Origin of the sequence: Micromonospora arida (genome assembly GCF_042873195.1) — a bacterium.
Taxonomy (GTDB): Bacteria; Actinomycetota; Actinomycetes; order Mycobacteriales; family Micromonosporaceae; genus Micromonospora; species Micromonospora arida.
Genome location: NZ_JBIALC010000007.1, coordinates 184866 through 199032, shown reverse-complemented (window position 1 = coordinate 199032; position 14167 = coordinate 184866). Strand labels below are relative to the sequence as shown.

Below are 14167 nucleotides of genomic sequence, written 5' to 3'. Positions count from 1 at the left end.
GCCCCAGCAGGCCCCGTTGCGTGTGAGGATGGGGGCATGTCGCACGGCGAGGAACTGTTCGCTCTCGGCGGGGACGTGACGACGGAGCCCAGCTTCGAGTCCGCTCTGCGGGGGTACGAGAAGAAACAGGTCGACCGTTATGTCGCACGTGCTGAGCACGAGATCGCGACCCTCGCCTCCGAACGGGAACAGGCGTACACACAGATCCACAAGCTCGCCGGCCAGGTCGAGGTTCTCCAGCGCGACCTGACCCAGGTGCGCAAGCAGATGAACGTGGTCGACCGGGCGTCGTTCCGGCACCTCGGTCCGCGGGTCGAGTCGATCCTCACTCTCGCCGAGGAGCAGGCCGAGCAGATCCTCGGCGACGCGAACGGGGAGATCGAGGCCCGTCGTGCCGCCGCCGAGCACATCATCGAGGAGGCCCGCGAGCAGGCCGCGCGGGCTCTGAAGGACTTCGAGATCGCCCTCGCCGCCCGACGTGCGGAGGAGGAGCGGCACAGCGCCGCGCAGCGGGCCGAGGCGGACGCGTCCCTGCGGGCGGCCAAGGACGAGGCGGCGCAGTTGCGCAAGGCCGCGCAGGACGCTCTGGCGAAGGCCCAGCAGGAGGCCACCCAGCTGCGGGATTCCGCCAAGGAGATCCACACCCGGGCCCAGCAGGAGGCCACCAAGCTGCGCGAGACGGCCCGCGAGACGCTGGCCAACGCCCGGCAGGAGGCCAGCGATCTGCGCGATGCCGCCAAGGAGGTGCACGCCAAGGCGCTCCAGGAGGCCAAGCGGCTCACCGACACCGCGACCGAGGCCGGGCGGGCCACCCACGCCAAGGTGCAGCAGGAGGCCAAGCAGATCATCGACGACGCGTCGATGGCCGGTCGGGCCACCCGCGCGAAGGCGCAGCAGGAGGCCGAGCGGCTGACGACGCAGGCGACCGAGGCGGCGAAGCGCAGCCGGGCCGAGACCGAGGCGTACGTGCAGCGGATGCGCACCGAGACCGAGGCGTACGTGCAGCACACCCGGGCGCAGACCCAACAGGAGCTGGGCGCGTGGCGGGCCGGGGTGGAGCAGGAGGTCAACTCCCGTCGGGAGGCGGCCGACCGGGAGTTGGCGCAGCGACGGTCCGCGGCCGAGCAGGAGTTCGCCAAGCGCCGCGACGAGTTGGACAAGCAACACGCGGCGCGCCAGCAGGAGGTGGAGGCCGGGCTCGCCAGTCGTCAGCAGGAGCTGGAGACCGGGTTCACCAGCCGTCGGGACGAGCTGGAAACCGAATTCTCCACCCGGAAGAACGAGCTGGAGACCGAGTACACGGCTCGCAAGAACGAGATCGAGCAGGGCGCCGCCGGCATCCGTCAGGCGGCCGAGCAGGACGCGGCGGCGCTGCGTCAGCGGTCCGAGGCGGAGGCCGCCGAGCTGCTGAGCCGGGCCGAGGCCGAGGCCAGCGACAAGCGCCGCAAGGCCGACGAGCATGTCGCGGCGTCCCGGCGGCAGTTCGAGGAGTACGCGGCCACCACGCAGCAGCACCTGGCCACCACTCAGCAGCACCTGGCGGCGACCCAGCAGGAGTCGGCGGCGGGCCGTCAGCAGTTGGCCCAGGTGATGCTGGAGATCGCCCAGGCCCAGCAGCAGTTGGCGGATCTGCGGCAGGAGACCTGGAAGGCCCGGCAGGAGTCCGACGAGCTCCAGCGTCAGATGTCCGAGCTGCGGTTGCAGAGTGTCGCCGGTCCGATCGACGGCCCGACCGCGCCGGCCGGAGACGCCAGCGCGAGCGGAGGCGTGCCCGGTGGTGGGGACGACGGCGTGAGCGTTGCCGCCGGCGCGGCCTCCGGGTCGGGTCCGACCACCGGTCTCAAGACCGAGCCCGCCGACACCAGGCAGCCGGTGAACGCCAACGCGGAGGACGCCGGGCAGCCGACGACGCGACCCGTGGCCGAGCCGGTGACCACCGTCGACGGTGGCGTGGCGAGCGCCGGGGTGGACGGGGAACCGACAGTCGCCGCGGTCCCGGGGGTGGGTGGCCGGGACGCCAAGCCCACCAAGATCACCAGTACGGGCGAGAACGGCAAACGTCCCACCAAGCCGACCACCGACGAGCGCAGCGCCAAGCCCAGCAAGGTCACCATCGAGAAGGACTGACCCTGCTACGGGCGCCCGTGTGAGCTTCGAAATCTTGGACAGTTTCCGTCATCGCGTGACGGAAACTGTCCAAGATTCAGTTGTGCGTCGGAGTGCGCACGGATGCAGTCGGGGTCCAGCCGGCCGCGACGAGAGCACGGCGGACGGTGTCGGCGACCTCGTCGGGGCGGGCACGGACCAGCCAGGCCGGAAAGCGCAGAATCCGGTCGCCGCTGGTCCACACGTCGTTCTGCCGACGCATGTCGTCTGCCCACTGCCGGACGTCCATGTGGTGCGCGCCGTCGATCTCCACCTGCACCCGCCACTCCCGCCAGTACGCGTCCAGCCAGCGGGTACGACCGGCCGCATCGATCCGCTGCTCCTGCAGATCAGGTAGCGGCAGGTGATGCCGCCGGCAGAGGCGCAGGAAATCGATCTCGGAAAGCGCCTGCGCGCCGCCGGTGATGTCACCAACCGTCTGTTGGATGAGGCGTCGGCGTGGTGCCCGGGGCAGAACGTCGAGCACCGCCCGCAACTCCTCGGGAAGCACCCGGCGTTGCTGGCAACCGGCGGCCAGCACCGACTGCGCCTCGTCCACGCTGACCGCCCACCCCGCCGCGTCCACCAGCGCCCTGGCCGTCGTGGTGCGCGGCGGACGGGCGAGTTGGCGGTGCGATTCCGGCAACACCGACGTGCGATGCACCAGCACCGCAGGCATGTCGATCGGGAGGCGGCGCAGGGAGGTCCGCGCGGCACGGCGGGTGGCCGACACCAGCACGTGGCGGCTCACCGCGCAGCCCGCGTACCCCCGCTTCGCTGGCGGCTGTTGCGCCGGCCAACATCGCCCCTGGTCCGGCTGCCAGCACCGCGACCCAGAGCTGTTGGTCGCGGCCCAGGCGACCGTTGCCGGTCAGCAGGATGCCCCGACAGATCGACCGCCACCGACCGGATCGGATGCGGCCACGTATCGCCCCCTCGCTGAGCAGCCCGGAAACCTGCGCGGTCGTCAGCACGCCCGCCTGCTCGAAGGTGAGCCAGTCGAGTGCGTCGGCGTCATCGGCGGGCAGCATCCGAACAGCCTTCACGTCGGGAGGCCGCCACACCACCAGATCGTGGACAGTTTCCGTCATCGCGTGACGGAAACTGTCCAAGATCTGCGCGTGGTCCGGAGCCTAGGGGCCATCCGGGTCGATGATCGGGCGGCGGAACGGGCCCCACGCCACGAAGCGTTCGAACAGCTCCCGAGGTGCCGGCCCGTCGTAGGGATTGAGCTGGTACAGGTCGTGCGCCGCCTCGTGGTAGAGCCCGGCGAGGTAGATGGTCAGCGCGGCCGGATCGCTGTCGAACTCCGCCTTGAGCAGCAGCCGGGCGTCCGCACAGGGCCACGGCAGGCCGTCGGCCCGGCAGCACCACATGGGTCGCAACGGGGTGTGCGGCGTCCGCGCGCCGCAGGGTCGGGGAAACATGGGGTACGGCCCGAGCCGCGGCTGGGGCAGCCCCGACACCGGGGTACGCGCCCTGCGCCGTGAGTGCGGACCCGGCGGCGTGCAGCCGGTGGACAACCGCCAAGCCGGTGTACCCGCTCTGCCGACCACGTGCGAATCGGGCAGTGCACAGCCGGTGGACCTCCGCGCGGGCGAGGTGACGGTGACGGGCAGCGACCGGCTGACGGCGCGACACGTGGGCGTGGGCATGGGAGGTCTCCTCGGCTGGGGCGCGGTCGTGCCGACGTGGAGACGGCAGTGCCCGCGCGGTGAAAACCGGAGTGGTCCGGGGACGACCCGGTACGTGACAGTCTGCTGAGAACACCGCTACGGTCGGAAGGCCTCGACGGCTCCGGTGGGGCGACTGCGGTGACGACGTGACCCGCCGGGTCGACCGGTGGAGACGACCCTCGACCTGCGGAGGCACTGTGGAAGGCGACGCCGCGCCGACGGCCGACATGATCCGCGCGCAACTGCGCCGGCTCCGGATCGCCGCCGGGATGAGCCAGGAGGATTTCGGTCGGCTGGTGCACTACTCCGGCTCGATGGTGTCCGCGCTGGAGCTGGGACAGCGTCCACTGGACCGACTCTTCCTGGCCCGCGCCGACGAGGTGTTGACGACCGGCGGCCTGCTCGTCTACCTGCTCAAGCTCGCCGAGCGCGACGGCCAGCCGAGCTGGTTCCGGCCCTGGCTGGACGCCGAGCGCAGCGCCCGCCAACTTCGCTGCTTCCAACCCACGCTGATCCCCGGGCTGCTCCAGACCGAGAACTACGCCCGCGCGGTGATCCGCTGCGACGACCTGCTGAGCGACGACGAAGTGGAACGCCGAGTCCACGCTCGCCTGGACCGCCAGTCGCTGCTGGTGCAGCCGGAGCCGGCGCAGTTCGTCGCGGTGGTCGACGAATTGGTGCTGCGGCGTGCCGGCGAGGAGGTTCGCGGGTTGATGGTCGAGCAGATCACCCACCTCGTCGCCAGCCTGGAGCAACCACACGTCAGCCTGCACATCGTTCCGGCCGACACCGGACTGCACGTCGGCCTTTCCGGACCGTTCAATCTGGCCCGAGGCGCCGACGGTGGTTGGGTGGGGCACATGGAGCATCAGATTGACGGTCTCGTGGTCGATGGCGACCATGAGGTGGCTACGCTGCTGGCGCGTTGGGAGATGATCAGAAACGGTGCGTTGTCTCGCCGCCAGTCGATCGAACTGATGAAGGAAGTTGTGACCTCATGGACCTGATCGGCGCGCTCTGGCGCACGTCCAGCCGTAGCGGCAACGGAGAGTGTGTCGAGGTGGCGGACAATCTGCCGGGGGTCGTGGGGGTGCGGGACAGCAAGGATCCGGCCGGTCCGGTCCTGGTGTTCGCGCCCGCCGCGTGGCGGGCGTTCGTGGCCGTCGCCCGTCGTCCGACGGCCTGAGCCGGGAGGTTCCTGGTGCCACAGCACGACCCCTCCGGCGACGAGCCGGACGTGACCCCCGGTCCCCCGTCAGCGGAAACGCCACCACCGGCGGAGACCCCCCAGCCAGCGGAGACCCCCCAGCCAGCCGAGGTGCCACCGCCGGTGCCGGTCCCCGCCCCGGGGGTCGACCCGGACGAGCCGCCGGCGGTCCCGTCCGGAAAGTTCGGCACACCAGGGCGGCCATTGCGCCGCAGCAGCTTCCTGCTGGGCTTCACCGGTGCGCTGGGCGTGCTGCTGGCGTACACCCTCTATCTGGGGATTCGGAATGCCGGCGGCATCCTGGTGCTGGTGGTGATCGCGCTCTTCCTCGCGGTCGGCCTCAACCCGGCGGTGGTCCGGCTACGCCGTTGGGGTGTGCCGCACGGCCTGGCGGTGGCGGGGGTCGCCCTCACGGTGGTGTTGCTGCTCTGCGGCGGCATCGTGGCGCTGGTCCCGCCGATCGTCACCCAGTCGGGGCAGTTCATCGACCAGATCCCGAGCCTGCTCGACGAGTTGCGCCGCAATCCGACGGTCAACGACCTGGTGGAGCGGTACGACGTGGTGGAGCGGGTGCAGGGCGCGGCCAACGCGGAGACTGTCGGACGGGCGCTGGGCGGGGTGCTGGGCGGGGCCCAATTGATCTTCGGCACGGTGTTCCGGACGCTGACCGTGCTGGTGCTGACCATCTACTTCCTGGCGTACTTCGACAAGCTGCGCTCGCTGGGCTACTCGTTGGTGCCCGGCTCCCGGCGGGAGCGGGTGCAGCTGATCGGTGACGAAATATTGGCCAAGGTTGGCGCCTACATGGTCGGCGCGCTGAGCATCGCGGTGCTGGCCGGCGCGACCACGTTCGTCTTCGCGCTGATCGTCGACCTGCCGTACCCGTTCGCGTTGGCTGTGGTGGTCGCGGTGACCGACCTGATCCCGCAGATCGGCGCGACCCTGGGCGCGGTGATCGTGAGCCTGGTCGGCTTCGCCGCCGACCTGCCCACCGGCATCGCCTGCGCGGTGTTCTTCCTCATCTACCAGCAGGTGGAGAACTACCTGATCTACCCGAAGGTTATGCGGCGCTCGGTCGAGGTCAACGAGGTGGCGGCCCTGCTCGCCGCGCTGCTCGGGGTGGCGCTGCTGGGTGTGGTGGGCGCGCTGATCGCCATCCCCACGGTGGCCGCGCTGCAACTGATCCTGCGCGAGGTGGTGCTGCCCCGCCAGGAGCGCCGCTGAGCATCAGCCCGCCGGACCGGCGGCCAGGCCGGGGACGAGCGAGTCAGCCAGCCTCGGTCGCGGCCGGGTCAGTCCGCCTTGGTGGCGGCCGGGTCAGTCCGCCTTGGTGGCGGCCGGGTCAGTCCGCCTTGGTCGCGGCCGGGCCGGGGACGGGGGTGTCGGCGAAGGCAGCCACCGTCCGGTCGGCGTACGCGCTGACGTCGCCGGCCTCCATCGGGCCGTCCCAGGTTGTCGGCAGTGGCACCTCGACGGCTGGGTTGACCCGCCGGACGATCTCGTCCAGCACCGTCTCCGCGTCGCCCACCCACAGGTGCTTGGCACCCGGCACCCCGACCACCTCGGCCTGTGGCACGGCGGCGAACCGCTCCCGCGCCTCGGTGGGGCGCAGGTAGTCGTCGAACTCCGGCACCAGCGCCACCAGCGGCCGACCCGAGTTGGCCCAGGTGGCCAGGTCCTCGGGGGCGGAGAAGCGCAGCGGCGGGGAGAGCAGGATCGCCCCGGCGATCGCCGGATCGCAGCCGTACTTCAGCGCCAGGTCGGTGCCGAACGACCAGCCGACGAGCCAGATGTTGGGCAGCTCGGCGAACTCCGCGTACTCGATGGCGGCGGCCACGTCGTACCGCTCGCCCACCGCGCCGTCGAAGGCTCCCTCGCTGGTGCCGCGCACGCTGCTGGTGCCCCGGGTGTTGAACCGCAGCACCGCCAGGTCGGCCAGCGCGGGCAGCCGCCAGGCCGCCTTGCGGAACACGTGGCTGTCCATCATTCCGCCGTGGGTCGGTAGCGGGTGCAGGCAGACCAGGGTGGCCACCGGCGGCCGGTCGGCCGGCAGGGCCAGCTCACCGACCAGCCGCAGACCGTCGGCGGTGTGCAGCTCGATGTCCTCCCGGCGGCCGGGCAGGATCGACGACGCGCGGATCGCTGTGCTCACCGCCCAAGTCTGTCGCGAAGTCGCCGCCACCGCCCGCCCAGGCACGAACAGGGTGATCCAGATCGCTCAGCCGTGGCACAGGCCACCCCCGAAGAGGGCCGCTCAGTAGCGCGGGGCGCCCCGGCCGCGCTGCACCGCCGGGCCGCGCCGGTCCCGGGCACGCCAGCAGCCGCTGTGCCAGTGCCGCCGGTCGGTCAGGTCACCCAGGCCGTCCGCCGGCCAGGCCACCAGGTGCGCCACCCCGGGCCGGATCTCCTGGTTACAACCGGGGCAGCGGTACGTCTTGACCGACGCGCCCGCGCCGATGCCGCGTACCTGCCAGGCGCCGTCGGTCCACTGCTGCACCGAGGCGACGCCCTGCCGGACCCTGTCGGCGTCCAGGTTGGCGTTCTCGTCCCGGCGAGGGCGATTGCGACGGGGGCTCACAGTCACCAAGCGTACGTCCGGCGGGTGCGACCGCCCGGGGCGGTCACCAGGTCGCGGGCCGGTCCAGGTGCTCGGCGACCTGCACCCCGCCGAGCACGGTGGTCGCGTCGTCCTCGGTGAACCCCTTGTTCGGCCAGCCCCAACCGGCGGTGAGATGAGCCTTCGGTATCCCCAGTAGCTCCATCATTCCGCCCTGCGGGTAGCGGTAGACCGGCCGGCCGGCCGCCGTCGCGTTGGATTCCGTGCGCGCACCGGCGATGCTGCGCGCGTATTGAAGCCGCACCTCCATCGAGCGGAACCCGCTCCCGTTGACGACCAGCGAGACGTCCAGCGCGGCCGGGAAGTTGGTCACGGTGACCTCGCAGCCGGCCGGCCACGCCCCGGCCGGCATCGCGGTCAGCCGCACCGGGGCGCGCCAGTGCACGTACGCCCGGGACAGCACCTCCTGGGTGAGGTCCTCGGCCCGGTGCTCGTCACCGGTCAGCAGCCGGGCCAGCCGAACGAGGGCCGGGCCGCGGCTGCCGACGTACTCCTCGAAGGTCACACCATGCAGACGCGGCCGGAGCCGCCCGGCGTTGACCCGGTCAGCGGTGCGAGTGGTCGCGGAAGCCGCGGCGGGTCTTGCGGCCCAGGTAGCCGGCGGTGACCAGGTGCTCCAGCAGCGGCGCGGGCGCGAAGCCCGGCTCGCGCAGTTCGAGGTACAGCTCGCGCTGGATGGCCAGGGAGACGTCCAGCCCGACCACGTCGAGCAGCTCGAACGGGCCCATCGGGTAGCCACAGCCCAGCTTCATGGCGTGGTCGATGTCGTCGGCCGTCGAGTAGCTGGCCTCCAGCATCTTCACCGCGTCGTTCAGGTACGGGAAGAGCAGCGCGTTGACGATGAAGCCGGACCGGTCGCCGCAGACAACGCCGGTCTTGCCGAGCGCGGCGCAGACGGCGCGGGCGGTGGCGGTGGCCTCCGGGGAGGTGCGGATGGTGCGGACGACCTCGACCAGCGGCATGATCGGGGCCGGGTTGAAGAAGTGCAGCCCCACCACGTCGGCCGGCCGCTGGGTGGCCATCGCCACGTCGATCACCGGCAGCGACGAGGTGGTGGTGGCCAGCACCACGCCGGGCTTGCAGATCTCGTCGAGGCTGGCGAAGAGGGCCTTCTTGACGCTCAACTCCTCGACGACCGCCTCGACCACGAGGTCGACGTCGGCGAGATGGTCGAGCGTGGCGGACCAGCTGATCCGGCCCAGGGCGGCGTCCCGGTCGGCCTCGGCGAGCTTGCCGCGCACCACGCCCTTGTTCAGCGAGGTCTTCACCGCCTCACAGACCTTCGCGGACTTCTCCATGCCGCGGGTCACCGAGACGACCTCGTAGCCGGCCTTCGCGAAGACCTCGATGATCCCGGTGGCCATCGTTCCGGAGCCGACCACGCCGACCTTCGCGATGGCGCGCGCGCCGTCGGCGAGCCCGCCGTCCGTGGCCAGCGGCGTCGCCTCATCCGGTACGACCACCGGGGAGCCGGGCCGCTCGTAGGTGTAGAAGCCCCGGCCCGACTTCCGGCCGAGCAGCCCTGCCGTCACCATCTGCTTGAGCAGCGGCACCGGGGCGTGGCGGCGGTCCCGCCCGCCGCGCCGGTACATGGTGTCCAGGATCTCGTACGCGGTGTCCAGGCCGATCAGGTCCATCAACGCCAGCGGGCCCATCGGCAGGCCGCAGCCGAGCTTCATGGCGGCGTCGATGTCCTCCCGGGTCGCGTAGTGCGCCTCGAACATGCCGACCGCGTGGTTGAGGTAGCCGAAGAGCAGCGCGTTGGCGATGAAGCCGGCCCGGTCGTTGATGGTGACGTCGACCTTGCCGAGCCGGGCGCAGAGCGCCTCCACGTCGGCGACCACCTCGGGTGCGGTGACGACCGTGCGGACCACCTCGACCAGCTTCATCACCGGGGCCGGGTTGAAGAAGTGGATGCCGATCACCTGGTTGGGCCGGCTGGTGGCGACGGAGATCTCGGTGACGCTCAACGACGAGGTGTTGGTGGCGAGGATCGTCTCCGGTCGGCAGACCCGGTCCAGCTCCGCGAAGATCCGCTGCTTGAGGTCCAGGTGCTCGGGCACCGCCTCGATGACCAGGTCGACGGAGTGCAGCGCGTCCAGCCCGACCGCGAAGTGCACCCGCTCGTGCAGGGCGTCGCGGTCCGCCTCGGCGAGCTTGCCCTTGGCGACCGCCCGGTCGGTGGAGCCCTTCAGGGTGGCCCGGCCGCGCTCCAGCGCCGGCGCGGAGATTTCCACGGCCACCACGTCGATGCCGTTGCGGGCGAAGACCTCGACGATGCCGGCACCCATGGTGCCCAGCCCCACCACACCCACGGTGCTGAACTCGCGCGCCACGACCGGCCTCCCCAGAGACTCCACACGGCCACTGAACGGCCGCTAAGGTTATGCGCGCGAGTCTGCCACGTGACGGTGAGTTGTCGAGACGCCGTGGCATATTTCACCCACGGCCCAGCGGCGCCGCTACCCGGCCGACACGCTGGTCAGGGCCAACAACTCCGCGACGAACTCCGCCGGGCGCTCCAGGTGCGGGCTGTGACCGCAGCCGGGCAGCACCACCTCGTGGTACGCGCCGCCGGCCGCCGCGTACCGCTCCAGCACCGCCCGGGTCTGGCCGACCATCGGCTGGGGTGGGCAGGCGTCCGCGCCGGGCCAGCCGGGCACGAGATCCAGCGAACCCAGGTACGCCAGGTCGAAGAGCGAGGTGTCCGAGACGATGACGTCGACGTCTCCGCGTACCCAGGTGACCGGCGGTTTCTCGGCGACGGCCACCAACTCGTCGGCGATCCGGAAGAAGGTCGGCGCGAGCGCGTTGAGCACCCCGCGCTCCCCCGGCGCGGTGCCCGGCCAGTTCTCCGACGGCACCGCCGTGCCCGGGTAGTTGTCGTCCCCGGTGGCGGTGGAGAGCACGGTGTCCAGCAACAGTTCCTCGTCCGTGCCCAGTGAGGCGGGATCGGCCACGTAGGTGGCTCGCAGCACGGCGCGCGGGCTGGCCGGCGCGTCCGTGCTCCGGTCACCGGCCGCGAGGCGGGCGACGAAGTCCGGGTTCGCCGTGCCGGCGCCGGTGCCGGCGAAGTCGGGGGTGGTCGGCGTGCCGGTCAGGTCGCGGGTGCCACCGAAGCCGTACGGGGAGACCGGTGCAGCGAGCAGCAACGCCCCCACCCGGTGCGGATGGTCGACGAGCAGGCGCATCGCCACCCCGCCGCCGAGGGAGTGCCCGACCACCACCGGGCGCGCGTCGGCGTCGAAGAGCGTCGGGTCGTCCAGCAGGGCGGCCACGTCGTCGGCGAAGTCCCGCAGGCCTCGGGTGGCGTCCACCGGGGCGGTCGCGGAGTCCCCGTACCCCCGCAGGTCGGGGGCGACCACCCGCAGCGTCGGTGGCAGACGGCGGACCAGCGGCTCCCAGAACAGCGCGGACGAGCAGTTGCCGTGGATCAGCAGCACCGGCGTGCCGTCCGGTGGGCCGGCCACCCGTACCGCCTGGGTGATGCCGTTCGCCGCCACGGTCCGCTGCTCGGTCTCCATCCGCGGCATGGTGCCACGGGTGTCCCCGCCGGTCCAGGTGTCGGACCGCCACCCAGCGGAGCTCCCAGGTGTGGCCGGCCGCCAGATCAGCGACGCGAGCCCGGTGGCGCGGCCAGTGGCAGTGCCAGCGTCGGTCGGACGTCGCGCCGGGACGGGCCGAAGCTGAGCCCCACCGGGTCGGTGAGCGCCACCCCAGGGTCGAACAGGCGCAGCTCGGTACGGCCCAGCCGGATCACGTCGCCGTCGGAGAGTCGTTCCACCTCGGTGATCCGCCGGTCGTTGAGCCAGGTGCCGTTGGTGGAGCCCAGGTCCCGCAGGGACGGGCCCTCCGGTGCCAGCCACACCTCGGCGTGACGACGGCTCAGGTGTGGGTCGTTGATGACCACCTGACCGCTCGGCGCTCTGCCGATCACCTGTATTTCGGCTCGCATGCGAAAGCTCGCGCCGCGCATCGGTCCACCCGCGACCGTCAACAGCGGCATCAGTTCCGGATGTTCCTCCATGGACAGTCAGCCCTCCACCCCACACCGTCACTCCGCGCGTCAGCTTGCCATCAGACGGTAGTCGTCAATACCGACCGGCCGGTCAGCCTCTCGTCACCTCCCGGCCACCTGCCGTTCGACGATTCGGGCGGGCTGCACCCGTCGCCGACGCCCTGACCTGCACTGATCAACGATCGGCCGGGTTGGTGCGACGCCGGTCCCCCGACCGCGAATCGGGAACCCTACCGGTGAGTAATCCTCGGGTCTAGACTTCCGCCATGACGGCAGTGCATATCCCGGGCGTTCCGGTCATCGACGCGGGCGAGTTGGTCTCCACCAGCCCGGCGACCGGCGCTGAGGCCGGTCGCCTCCCGGTCGCCAGCGACGCCGACGTGCGGCAGGCCGTCGAGCGCGCCCGCGCCGCCGGCGAGTGGTGGGCCGGTCTCGGGTTCACCGGCCGCCGCCAGCGGATGCTGCGGTGGCGTGCCCTGCTCGCCAAGCGCATCGAGCAGTTGGCCGAGTTGGTGCACGTCGAGGGCGGGAAGCCGACCGCCGACGCCATCGTCGAGATCGTCACCGCGATCGAGCACATCGACTGGGCCGCCCGCAACGCCGGCCGCGTGCTCGGTCCACGCCGGGTGCGGTCCCGGCTCATCCTCGCCGAGTTCTCCGGGCACCTCGAATACCAGCCGCACGGTGTGGTCGGCGTGATCGGGCCGTGGAACTATCCGGTCTTCACGCCGATCGGCTCCGCCGCGTACGCCCTCGCCGCCGGCAACGCCGTGGTGCTCAAGCCGAGCGAGTACACGCCCGCCGTCGGCCAGTGGCTGGTGGACAGCTTCGCCGAGGTGGTGCCCGAGCAGCCGGTGTTCACCGCCGTGCACGGGCTGGGCGACGTGGGCGCGGCGCTGTGCCGCTCCGGCGTCGACAAGCTGGCCTTCACCGGCTCCACCGCCACCGCCCGAAAGGTGATGGCGGCCTGCGCCGAGACGCTGACCCCGGTGCTGATCGAGGGCGGCGGCAAGGACGCCATGATCGTGGACAGCGACGCCGACCTGGACGCGGCCGCCGAGGCGTGCGTCTGGGGCGGCATGACCAACGCCGGCCAGACCTGCATCGGCATCGAGCGGGTGTACGCGGTCGACGCCGTCTTCGACGCCTTCGTCGACAAGGTGGTCACCCGCGCCGGTCGACTGACGGTCGGGCCGGAGGGCACCGACATCGGCCCGATCACCATGCCCACGCAGATCGACGTGATCCGCCGGCACATCGATGCCGCGATCACGTCCGGCGGGCGCGCCGTGCTCGGCGGCCCGAGCGCCGTACAGCCGCCGTACGTCCACCCCACCGTGCTGGTGGACGTACCGGAGGAGTCCGCCGCCGTCCGCGAGGAGACCTTCGGTCCCACGCTGACCATCAGCCGGGTCCGCGACGCCGACGAGGCCGTCACCCGGGCCAACGCCCTGTCGTACGGCCTCGGGGGTTCGGTCTTCGGCCGGCGGCGTGCGGTGGCCATCGCCCGGCGACTGCGCTCCGGGATGGCGTCGATCAACTCCACGCTGACCTTCGCCGGCATGTCCACCCTGCCGTTCGGCGGTGTGGGCGACTCCGGCTTCGGGCGGATCCACGGGGAGGACGGCCTGCGTGAGTTCGGTCGGGCCAAGGCGGTCACCCGACGTCGTGCGCGGTCGCTGCTGCCGTCGATGACCTTCGAGCGCACCCCGGCCGACGTGGCCCGACTCGTCAAGGCCATCAAGGTCATGTACGGAAGGTAAGTGTCGGATAACCGATCATCACAAGGATCGGTGTATCCACATGTTTATACGCTGTGGTCACGGCGGTACATTGCGTTAAATGGGCCCCAATCGATTGCGCTACCGCCTTGTCGACAGTGACCAGTCGTGGAGCGCCCGACGGCGTCGGCACCGCTCGGACTGGCTGGCGCGCACCTTTCCCGACATCTGCGACATGCACGTGGTCGACCTCGGTGGTCGGCTCGGCACCTGGCACCGCTCCACCGTCCGACCGGCCCGGGTGACCGTCGTCAACCTGGAGCAGCCGCCCGCCGTCGTCCCGGAATGGGCCCACGTCGAGCAGGCCGACGCCTGCGACCTGCCCCCGCATCTCACCAAGGGCAGCTACGACCTGGTTTTCTCGAACTCGGTGCTGGAGCATGTGGGCGGGCACGAACGCCGGATCCGCTTCGCCGCCACCGCCCGCTCACTGGCCGACCGGCACTGGGTGCAGACGCCCTACCGCTACTTCCCCATCGAGCCACACTGGATCGCGCCCGGCATGCAGTTCCTGCCGGTACGACTGCGCACCGCGTTCGCCCGCCGCTGGCCGTTGGGGCACAAGCCGACCCGCAGCCACGACGCCGCCATCCACCAGGTGCTCTGGACCGAGTTGTTGGACCGCTCGCAGATGCGCCACTACTTCCCCGACTCGACCATGCTGGTGGAGCGGGTGTTCGGCCTGCCGAAGTCACTGATCGCGGTGCGCACCGGATAGGACGC

14 protein-coding genes are annotated in these 14167 nt (G+C 71.5%); 6 read left to right on the top strand and 8 right to left on the bottom strand.

From position 1 onward, the window contains the following. The first annotated feature begins 36 nt into the window (after positions 1 to 36). A complete protein-coding gene (locus ACFYP0_RS21780; RefSeq protein WP_355501192.1) occupies positions 37 to 2127 on the top strand; it encodes a hypothetical protein in 2091 nt (696 codons plus the stop codon). A gap of 76 nt (positions 2128 to 2203) precedes the next feature. Here ACFYP0_RS21780 and ACFYP0_RS21775 read toward each other — a convergent pair whose 3' ends face one another. Together ACFYP0_RS21775 and ACFYP0_RS21770 are read right to left on the bottom strand one after the other, a co-directional pair. Further along, positions 2204 to 2896, bottom strand: a complete 693-nt coding sequence (locus tag ACFYP0_RS21775; protein WP_355501189.1) for an endonuclease domain-containing protein — start codon at positions 2894 to 2896, stop codon at positions 2204 to 2206. 382 nt (positions 2897 to 3278) lie between these two features. Beyond that, the gene (locus ACFYP0_RS21770; RefSeq protein WP_124857645.1) at positions 3279 to 3572 is read right to left on the bottom strand and encodes a hypothetical protein; all 294 of its coding nucleotides are present in this window, start codon (positions 3570 to 3572) and stop codon (positions 3279 to 3281) included. 476 nt (positions 3573 to 4048) lie between these two features. Here ACFYP0_RS21770 and ACFYP0_RS21765 point away from each other — a divergent pair, with 476 nt between their 5' ends. Genes ACFYP0_RS21765 through ACFYP0_RS21755 form a run of 3 tightly spaced genes read left to right on the top strand, consistent with a single transcriptional unit; the run spans position 4049 to position 6252 of the window. Further along, entirely contained in the window at positions 4049 to 4828 is a 780-nt protein-coding gene (locus ACFYP0_RS21765) for a helix-turn-helix domain-containing protein (RefSeq protein WP_124857653.1), read from the top strand. Beyond that, positions 4819 to 5007, top strand: a complete 189-nt coding sequence (locus tag ACFYP0_RS21760; protein ID WP_124857643.1) for a DUF397 domain-containing protein — start codon at positions 4819 to 4821, stop codon at positions 5005 to 5007. Before ACFYP0_RS21765 ends, ACFYP0_RS21760 begins: the two co-directional genes overlap by 10 nt. Before the next feature lie 15 nt (positions 5008 to 5022). After that, positions 5023 to 6252 (top strand): AI-2E family transporter, encoded by a 1230-nt coding sequence (locus ACFYP0_RS21755; RefSeq protein WP_386997370.1) that lies wholly within the window; start codon positions 5023 to 5025, stop codon positions 6250 to 6252. Between the two features lie 118 nt (positions 6253 to 6370). Here ACFYP0_RS21755 and ACFYP0_RS21750 read toward each other — a convergent pair whose 3' ends face one another. The 6 genes from ACFYP0_RS21750 to ACFYP0_RS21725 form a co-directional block, all read right to left on the bottom strand. Further along, a complete protein-coding gene (locus tag ACFYP0_RS21750; protein WP_091405830.1) occupies positions 6371 to 7180 on the bottom strand; it encodes an alpha/beta hydrolase in 810 nt (269 codons plus the stop codon). A 102-nt stretch (positions 7181 to 7282) separates the two neighbouring features. After that, the gene (locus tag ACFYP0_RS21745; protein WP_355501185.1) at positions 7283 to 7606 is read right to left on the bottom strand and encodes a hypothetical protein; all 324 of its coding nucleotides are present in this window, start codon (positions 7604 to 7606) and stop codon (positions 7283 to 7285) included. 43 nt (positions 7607 to 7649) lie between these two features. Beyond that, positions 7650 to 8150, bottom strand: a complete 501-nt coding sequence (locus ACFYP0_RS21740; protein WP_386997367.1) for a sigma factor — start codon at positions 8148 to 8150, stop codon at positions 7650 to 7652. A gap of 40 nt (positions 8151 to 8190) precedes the next feature. Continuing rightward, entirely contained in the window at positions 8191 to 9981 is a 1791-nt protein-coding gene (locus ACFYP0_RS21735; RefSeq protein WP_124857633.1) for a 3-hydroxyacyl-CoA dehydrogenase family protein, read from the bottom strand. A 126-nt stretch (positions 9982 to 10107) separates the two neighbouring features. Beyond that, complete coding sequence (locus ACFYP0_RS21730) at positions 10108 to 11178, bottom strand: alpha/beta hydrolase (RefSeq protein WP_386997365.1); 1071 nt, start codon at positions 11176 to 11178, stop codon at positions 10108 to 10110. Between the two features lie 77 nt (positions 11179 to 11255). Next, entirely contained in the window at positions 11256 to 11672 is a 417-nt protein-coding gene (locus ACFYP0_RS21725; protein WP_386997363.1) for an FHA domain-containing protein, read from the bottom strand. 257 nt (positions 11673 to 11929) lie between these two features. Here ACFYP0_RS21725 and ACFYP0_RS21720 point away from each other — a divergent pair, with 257 nt between their 5' ends. Next, the gene (locus tag ACFYP0_RS21720; protein WP_386997361.1) at positions 11930 to 13426 is read left to right on the top strand and encodes an aldehyde dehydrogenase family protein; all 1497 of its coding nucleotides are present in this window, start codon (positions 11930 to 11932) and stop codon (positions 13424 to 13426) included. Between the two features lie 79 nt (positions 13427 to 13505). Continuing rightward, complete coding sequence (locus ACFYP0_RS21715; protein ID WP_386997359.1) at positions 13506 to 14162, top strand: methyltransferase domain-containing protein; 657 nt, start codon at positions 13506 to 13508, stop codon at positions 14160 to 14162. The last annotated feature ends 5 nt before the right edge of the window (positions 14163 to 14167 follow it).

Excerpts from the sequence above, each read along its gene's own strand:
- ACFYP0_RS21720 (WP_386997361.1), top strand. The coding sequence starts at position 11,930 with ATGACGGCAGTGCATATCCCGGGCGTTCCGGTCATCGACGCGGGCGAG.
- ACFYP0_RS21770 (WP_124857645.1), bottom strand. The coding sequence starts at position 3,572 with ATGTTTCCCCGACCCTGCGGCGCGCGGACGCCGCACACCCCGTTGCGA.
- ACFYP0_RS21725 (WP_386997363.1), bottom strand. The coding sequence starts at position 11,672 with ATGGAGGAACATCCGGAACTGATGCCGCTGTTGACGGTCGCGGGTGGA.
- ACFYP0_RS21765 (WP_124857653.1), top strand. The coding sequence starts at position 4,049 with ATGATCCGCGCGCAACTGCGCCGGCTCCGGATCGCCGCCGGGATGAGC.
- ACFYP0_RS21780 (WP_355501192.1), top strand. The coding sequence starts at position 37 with ATGTCGCACGGCGAGGAACTGTTCGCTCTCGGCGGGGACGTGACGACG.
- ACFYP0_RS21730 (WP_386997365.1), bottom strand. The coding sequence starts at position 11,178 with ATGCCGCGGATGGAGACCGAGCAGCGGACCGTGGCGGCGAACGGCATC.
- ACFYP0_RS21715 (WP_386997359.1), top strand. The coding sequence starts at position 13,506 with ATGGGCCCCAATCGATTGCGCTACCGCCTTGTCGACAGTGACCAGTCG.
- ACFYP0_RS21760 (WP_124857643.1), top strand. The coding sequence starts at position 4,819 with ATGGACCTGATCGGCGCGCTCTGGCGCACGTCCAGCCGTAGCGGCAAC.